This is a genomic window from bacterium (assembly GCA_030247525.1).
Classification (GTDB): Bacteria; Electryoneota; JAOADG01; order JAOADG01; family JAOADG01; genus JAOTSC01.
The window spans coordinates 35,586-42,677 of the sequence record JAOTSC010000007.1 but is presented as its reverse complement, the minus strand read 5'-3'; the positions used below and the strand labels follow the sequence as shown (position 1 = coordinate 42,677).

The following is a 7,092-nucleotide window of genomic DNA, read 5'->3' as shown; positions in this document are numbered from 1 at the left end:
GGTCTGATTTTAGTTATTACCAATCATCCTATTTTAGTTTTTTTGTGCCGTTTTATTTGATAAGCGTACTCTATGAGTTATTTTCTTACAAGTTGGGATTACGGAATTTATCATCCTTTTTGCTCTTTGTTGCGCGAAAACCAGAAATCTGATTGATTTCGATGGAATGTTTATACCACAAGTCTACGAACAACCGACACCCTTCATAGGAAACAGACATGCGCTGGCTCGAAGCATACAACAAGAAAAAGCAGACCGCCGAAGAAGCGGTGCAACTCATCAAAAGCGGTAACCGCGTTTACCTCCATCCCGGCTGTGCCGTCCCCGAAGTATTGGTGAATGCAATGGTTGCCCGGAAAGATGAGCTGTTCGACGTTGAAGTCGTTCACATCCTCAACATGGGACAGGCGCGGTACGCCGCCCCGGAGATGGAAGGACACTTCCGCCACAATGCCCTCTTCATTGGAACCAATGTCCGGCAGGCGGTAAATGAAGGGCGGGCTGATTGGACACCGGTCTTTCTTTCCGAGATTCCGGAATTGTTTCGTAATGGTATTCTACCAATCGATGTTGCGATGGTGCAACTCTCGCCGCCCGATGAACACGGCTTCTGTTCGTATGGATTAGGGGTTGAGACCACCAAATCGGCGGCAGAGCACGCGAAGATTGTCATTGCCCAGATTAATCCCCGGATGCCGCGAGCGCTGGGTGACTGCTTTATCCATATCAACAAACTGACGGCGATTGTCGAAGTCGATGTTCCCCTTTTCGAGCTGCCACAGTTTCAACCCGATCCGAATAACGCAGAGTTTCGCATTGCACAGCAGGTAGGGGAACATATCTCAACGTTGATTGAAGACGGCGCGACGCTGCAAATGGGCATCGGCATGATTCCCGACGCCGTACTCAATTTCTTGGGTAGTAAGCGAGACCTCGGTATTCATACGGAGATGTTCTCCGATGGCGTTGTGGAACTGGTCGAGCGCGGTATTATCAACAATGAAAAGAAAACATTGCACCGGGGTAAAATTGTTGCCAGTTTCGTGTTAGGAAGTAAACGAACCTACGATTTCCTCGACAACAATCCGCTTTGTGAATTCCACCCATCGGATTATGTGAATGATGTTTTTATCGTGTCGCAGAATGAGAAGATGACGGCGATTAATTCAGCAGTCGAAGTCGATCTCACCGGGCAGGTGTGTTCGGATAGTATCGGTTTCCGGCTCTTCAGCGGGTTTGGCGGACAAGTCGATTTTATTCGCGGGGCGGCCCGCTCCAAGCGTGGTAAACCGATTATCGCCCTACCGTCGATGACGGATAATGGAAAATTCTCGCGGATCTGCTCGCATCTGAAAGAAGGGGCCGGTGTCGTTACAAGCCGTGCCGACGTCCATTATGTCGTCACCGAGTATGGTATCGCCTCGCTCCACGGTAAAACGCTTCGGGAACGAGCACGTGCATTAATTAACATTGCCCACCCCAACTATCGCGAAGAATTGGAACGCTTCGCCTTCGGGAAGAAGTGGATAAAGTAGCAGAAAGTAGGTGTTAGGTTTTGGGTGTTAGGTGTTAGGTAAGGGCGCACAATTGTGCGCCCTTTCTTATTGGTTAACGGAGTTACAGTGTGCACATATCAATTTTCTCGTATTATCTTCTCGAATGGGTACCTGCAATTCTCCAGAATTGCGTAATTTTTTACAGGTCTGGAGACCTGTCGGTACCCAATAATTGTTACGGGCTTGGAAGCCCGTATCCACTAACTGTAGAGGCGCAAACGCTTGCGCCCGGTTTATTGTTGCGGATCGAAGCATTTCGACCCCTACGAAACAGGCGGGGATGCCTGTCGCTACCTATCACAGGTCTGGAGACCTGTCGGTACCCAAAAGAAAGAATTGAAAGAGAATCATGAATACCACCGATCCGACATTAAAATCGTTTCTTCCGGTTGCACCGGATTCCGATTTCCCGATTCAGAACCTCCCGTACGGCGTTGCCCGGAAAGCCGGATGCTGCGACGATGAGCGGTTTGTCGTCTCGATTGTCGGCGATACGGTGATCAATCTCGCCCGCTTGGAAGAGTACGGCTATTTCGATACGCCTGAATTGCTGGGGAAAACGATCTTCGCGCAACCGACGCTCAACGAATTCATGGCTTGCGGAAAAGCAGCGTGGCAAGAGGCGCGTGATACCTTGAGCCGGCTGCTGCGTGACGACTGCCCCACCCTCCGCGACAATCCCGATTTACGCGAAGCGGTGCTCTATCGGCTCGACGAAGTCGAAATGATGCTCCCAGTCGACATTGGCGATTACACCGACTTCTACTCCTCGCGCGAACATGCGACGAATGTCGGCATTATGTTCCGGGGCAAGGAAAACGCGTTGATGCCGAATTGGCTCCACCTGCCGGTTGGCTACCACGGGCGGGCGAGTTCGATTGTGGTGAGTGGGGAACCCATCGCTCGTCCACAAGGACAAACAAAAGGGGCGAATGATTCTATGCCGCAATTTGGGCCGACCAAACAACTCGATTTTGAATTGGAAATGGGATTTTTTATCGGGACGGGTAACAAGCTCGGCGAACCAATTCCTACTACGGAAGCGGAAGAAAAAATCTTCGGTTTTGTATTGGTGAACGATTGGAGTGCGCGAGACATTCAGGCGTGGGAGTATGTGCCACTTGGACCATTCCTTGCCAAGAATTTTGCGACGTCGATTTCCCCGTGGGTGGTGACGATGGAGGCGCTGGCGCCGTTCCGTTGTGAGGGGCCTCAGCAAGACCCGGAACCGTTACCGTATCTCCGCACCAATGGCAATTCCACCTTCGATATCACACTGGATGTATTGCTCCAGACTGCAACGATGAATGCCCCGGAGAAAATCGCGCAATCGAATTATAAACATCTCTATTGGAACGTCGCGCAACACATCGCGCACCATACGATTACCGGTTGCAACCTCCGCCCCGGCGATTTGCTTGCGTCCGGCACAATCAGCGGTCCGACGCCCGATGCGCGGGGTAGTATGTTGGAATTATCGTGGCGTGGCACTGAACCGTTAACGCTATCGAATGGCGAGCAACGGAGCTTTCTCCAGGATGGCGACACTCTTGCGATTCGCGGCTACTGCCAAGGGCAATCTTACCGGATTGGATTCGGGGAAGTGGTAGGGAAAGTAGTCGGGTAGAAACTCGTGTGAAAGGGCGTACCCTGTGTTTGCTCAATCCAAATTTTTATCGAAGTCAGTGCAAAGTTGTTGCTTTTATAGGCCTATTCACTATGAATTGAAAGCCGCCCTAACGATTCACATCACCAAACAGCCGGACATTTCTGCCCGGCTGTTGTGTTGTATGGATGGGTTGCGTGTCGCGCGTAACAATGTTGTGCGCTGTTACGCGACTCGCGATTGTACGTTAGTACTTCTTCGCCATTAGTAACGGTTGCTTGCCGTCGGGACCAGTCGGGGCTGCGGACTGCAGCGTATTGTGAACGGTGATTGCGCCAGTCGCACCATCGATATCACAGATGTACCAGTAACGCATACCAGATGATGGCGTCGTTGGAATAGTGAATTGTTGCAATAATCCACCATCGCCATAAATCATCGCAACTGCTCCACTGGCAGTAATGTCGGGCGAACCAGAGTAATTATGGATGTAATACTGATAGGTGCCGGTCAGGAATTGATAAATCGTAATCGTTTCCGGACCTTCGCCGCTGGTATCGTCGACATCGAGCCGAGCAAACGGCGATGCCGTAGAGTCGCCATGACTCCCGTAGTACACCGGCGTACTCACGCCTGGGACGCGCAGATAGCTATCGAGATCGCGCGGCGTGGTTGCCCACCGTAACACCAATCGCATCTGACCACTGCCTCCGGTGATTTCCGGCGAGAGCGTGAAGTTTTGCGTGTAGGTTTGTCCGGTGACTACCCGGATCAAGGTGGCATTGCTGCCATAGTAGCCGGTCTTTGCCGCACTGATGGCGCGGGTTCCCGCACTAACCGTTAAGGTGTATTGACCGCTTGCATTGGTAGTGGTCTGTTGACCGTTTTCGGCAGCGACGGTGGCACCGCTTATCGCATCACCAGAAACTGCATCGCGCACTTCACCAGTGACCGTACCTGGCCCGGCATTGGTTGGCGCTAAGAAGAAATTCTGGGTAATTGTCTGATTGGCGGTAATGAATACGGCGGCATAACTATCGAGATACCCGGTCTTCGTGATGGTGAAGAAACGCATTCCCGTCGTCAGTCCGGTAATCGTATAATCGCCATTCGCATCGGTCGTGGCAGCGCTTCCGCCATCGGGAGTAATTGTCACGCCAGATAGCGCCGTCGAATCATTTGAATTGAAAACCCGTCCAGTGATACTGCCCGTAGTGACGGTACCGCCGGTAAACGTCAACATCATCGGCGATATCACACCCGGAGCGATTTGTACGGTACGAGTTTCGGTAATGCCATTGTAGGTACCGGAGACCGTATAAGTGCCGTTCGTCAAACTCGAGAAATAGAAGAAACCGTAGGCATTGGTCGTATCGCGAACGGCGGTCGAATTCGGCAAAGCGGCGGTAATCGGGACATTCCCCAATGTCGCTCGTGCCGGATTGACACAGATCCCGGCAATCACACCCATCGATAAACCCTGCTTCCCATACAATTCCCAATTGAGATAAGAGGCATTCGCTTCGCTGGGCATTCCAACCACCAACACTTCATTGGTGTAATAAGTTGTTAGGTACACGGAATCGCCGACACTCATATCAGAACCAGTCGCAACGGTGTCCAAGTAGATTACCAATGTGCTGGGCGCGATCCAACGCGCATGTCCGGCATCGGCATAAGTGATACCGTTATCAACGCTGGAGTGGCGCCAAGTCGCATCGGAGCGAATAATCAATTGTCCATTATCGGAAGAAAGTCCCCCGGTATAGGCACTGGCGCCGATTTGGGTGGCGTCCAATTTCGCGAGCCAAGTACCGACCAACTCAGTGGGGAATCCCCCGGCGTTATTGTTGTTGTTGTTCTCTTCGGAATCACCATCGCAACCGACAACGAATGCCAAAGCTGCGATTGTCATTGCAGTGAGAAGAAATTTCCGGAAAAGACTGGCAGCGCTCATCGCTTATCCTTTCAGATGTAGAAGAATGCTTCGAACTCTCTTGTAGAGTTCGGGAAGTAGATAGTGAAAGATACGAACTTGGCAATTGATGCGAAAGGAGTTGTATCACATTATCACGTTGTTGTCGCCGACATTTTCCCAATCCTCTGAGTAACCAGTCAATCGTAGTACTTTGACTACTGACACTCTATGCCACAATGACATGCAAAATAAAGACAAAATGGCATGAAATAATGACAATCTGGCAATCGATACAACAGTTTGCGAGTTTATAGCTCCGATTCGGTTTGGAGAATACCTTGAAAACTCATACTTTAGCAGTCTGGCACGGCGATTGCTAATTCCTCCGGTGGGTCGCCACCGCCCTCAGTACCGATCCTGTTTCGGTGACGATCCCAATGGGTTCCTAAAAATATGCATGGGTGTCCATCAACCTAAGCGATCGGTGTTACACAAGGAGGAATGAAAATGACATTAGTTCGTTGGTTACCACGCCGTGATATGCTATCGGTGCAGCAGGAAATGAATCGTCTCTTTAACAACTTCTTTGGCGAGAGCCCGGCGGAAGACGTGGAAGCATTGTGGTCGCCCCGGATCGACGTCGTGGAAGACAAAGAGAATTATCGCGTACGGCTCGATTTGCCCGGCATCCGAAAAGAAGAAATCAAGATCACGCTGCGGGAAAATGTCTTGACCGTCAGCGGCGAGCGTACCGAAGAGGCGAAACAGGACGGCGATACCTATCACGTATTGGAACGCCGGTTCGGAAAATTCAGCCGGTCGTTAACGTTGCCGAGTAACGTCGATGCGAGCAAGATTGCTGCGAAGATGACCGATGGCGTATTGACGGTAACGTTGCCGAAAGCGGAAGAAGCGAAACCACGCGAAATCACCATCCAGACGAATTAAGAACAACGGCGGTAGGGGTGTGCATTCTGTGTGCGCCCCTGACTGCAATGACTATCGCAACCGTAGGGGCGTATTGCAATACGCCCATGGGAGCTTGTAATGGAACGACGATCCATTAGATTGCCCAATTACAACTACCAAGCTGGAACATTCTTTGTCACGATTTGTACATTTGAGCGACGAGAAACTTTTGGGGAAATACGAGATGCCGTTTTTTATCCAAATAGTATCGGAAAAATTGTTGAGCAAGAATGGTTGATTACTCTTTCCATGTGGAAAGAAATGGTGGCAGGAGCACATGTCGTTATGCCCAATCATTTTCACGCAGTTTTTGGAATCATGAGAGACACGACCGGTGAGCCCAATCGTCATTTCAAATCGCCAAAGGAAACGGTAGGCAGTATAGTTAGAGGGTTTAAAGGCGCAGTCACTCGAAAAGCAGCAATTAAAACGAATCGAGAAATAGATCAAATTTGGCAACGTAACTATTACGAACATGTCATTCGAAACGAAAAAGAGTATCGCGACACACTTATTTACATCGAGACAAATCCATTGAAATGGGAGTTTGATAATCATAACCCTGTTCGAAGTAGGATTGATGGGTAGCCCTTTTAATGTTTTGGGCGTATTGCAATACGCCCCTACGTTTGGTAAATGTTTGCGTTTTGGGCGTATTGCAATACGCCCCTACACCGGTTCTCGAGCGGTCGTTCAGATTAGGAAATAACGAAGATGCCGACGTACGTCTATGAATGCGAAACCGATCCTTCGCATACTTACGAAAAAATGCAGCGCTTCAGCGATGCGACGGATACCGTTTGTCCCACTTGCGGCGGTCCCGTACACCGGGTGATTACCGGTGGTGTCGGTCTCATCTTCAATGGTAAAGGATTCTACCAGACCGACTACAAAGGCGGCAATCCCAGTTTGAACGGTACAACCAAACCGGCAAAAGCGGAAGCGAAATCCGAGGCGTCGTCCGAGACGAGTTCCACCGACAGTAAACCAACCGGCGGTTGCGGCGCCGGCTGTTCGTGCCACCACTAACCAAGTGAGATTGC

At 50.5% G+C, this 7,092-nt stretch carries 6 protein-coding genes; 5 read left to right on the top strand and 1 reads right to left on the bottom strand.

The window, feature by feature from the left end:
• Window positions 1–218 precede the first annotated feature (218 nt).
• Both OEM52_01565 and fahA read left to right on the top strand, forming a co-directional pair.
• Entirely contained in the window at window positions 219–1,535 is a 1,317-nt protein-coding gene (locus OEM52_01565; GenBank protein MDK9698825.1) for a 4-hydroxybutyrate CoA-transferase, read from the top strand.
• Window positions 1,536–1,905: 370 nt separating this feature from the next.
• Window positions 1,906–3,183 carry a fumarylacetoacetase gene (gene fahA, locus OEM52_01560; GenBank protein MDK9698824.1) on the top strand — a complete coding sequence of 426 codons (1,278 nt, stop codon included), beginning with the start codon at window positions 1,906–1,908 and terminating at the stop codon, window positions 3,181–3,183.
• 226 nt (window positions 3,184–3,409) lie between these two features.
• Here fahA and OEM52_01555 read toward each other — a convergent pair whose 3' ends face one another.
• Window positions 3,410–5,119, bottom strand: coding sequence for a carboxypeptidase regulatory-like domain-containing protein (locus OEM52_01555; GenBank protein MDK9698823.1), 1,710 nt, complete (start codon window positions 5,117–5,119; stop codon window positions 3,410–3,412).
• A 468-nt stretch (window positions 5,120–5,587) separates the two neighbouring features.
• Between OEM52_01555 and OEM52_01550 the strand changes: the two genes are divergently transcribed.
• The 3 genes from OEM52_01550 (at window position 5,588) to OEM52_01540 (ending at window position 7,078) form a co-directional block, all read left to right on the top strand.
• The gene (locus OEM52_01550; GenBank protein MDK9698822.1) at window positions 5,588–6,028 is read left to right on the top strand and encodes an Hsp20/alpha crystallin family protein; all 441 of its coding nucleotides are present in this window, start codon (window positions 5,588–5,590) and stop codon (window positions 6,026–6,028) included.
• 99 nt (window positions 6,029–6,127) lie between these two features.
• Complete coding sequence (locus OEM52_01545) at window positions 6,128–6,637, top strand: hypothetical protein (protein MDK9698821.1); 510 nt, start codon at window positions 6,128–6,130, stop codon at window positions 6,635–6,637.
• 126 nt (window positions 6,638–6,763) lie between these two features.
• A complete protein-coding gene (locus tag OEM52_01540) occupies window positions 6,764–7,078 on the top strand; it encodes a hypothetical protein (protein ID MDK9698820.1) in 315 nt (104 codons plus the stop codon).
• Window positions 7,079–7,092 lie beyond the last annotated feature (14 nt).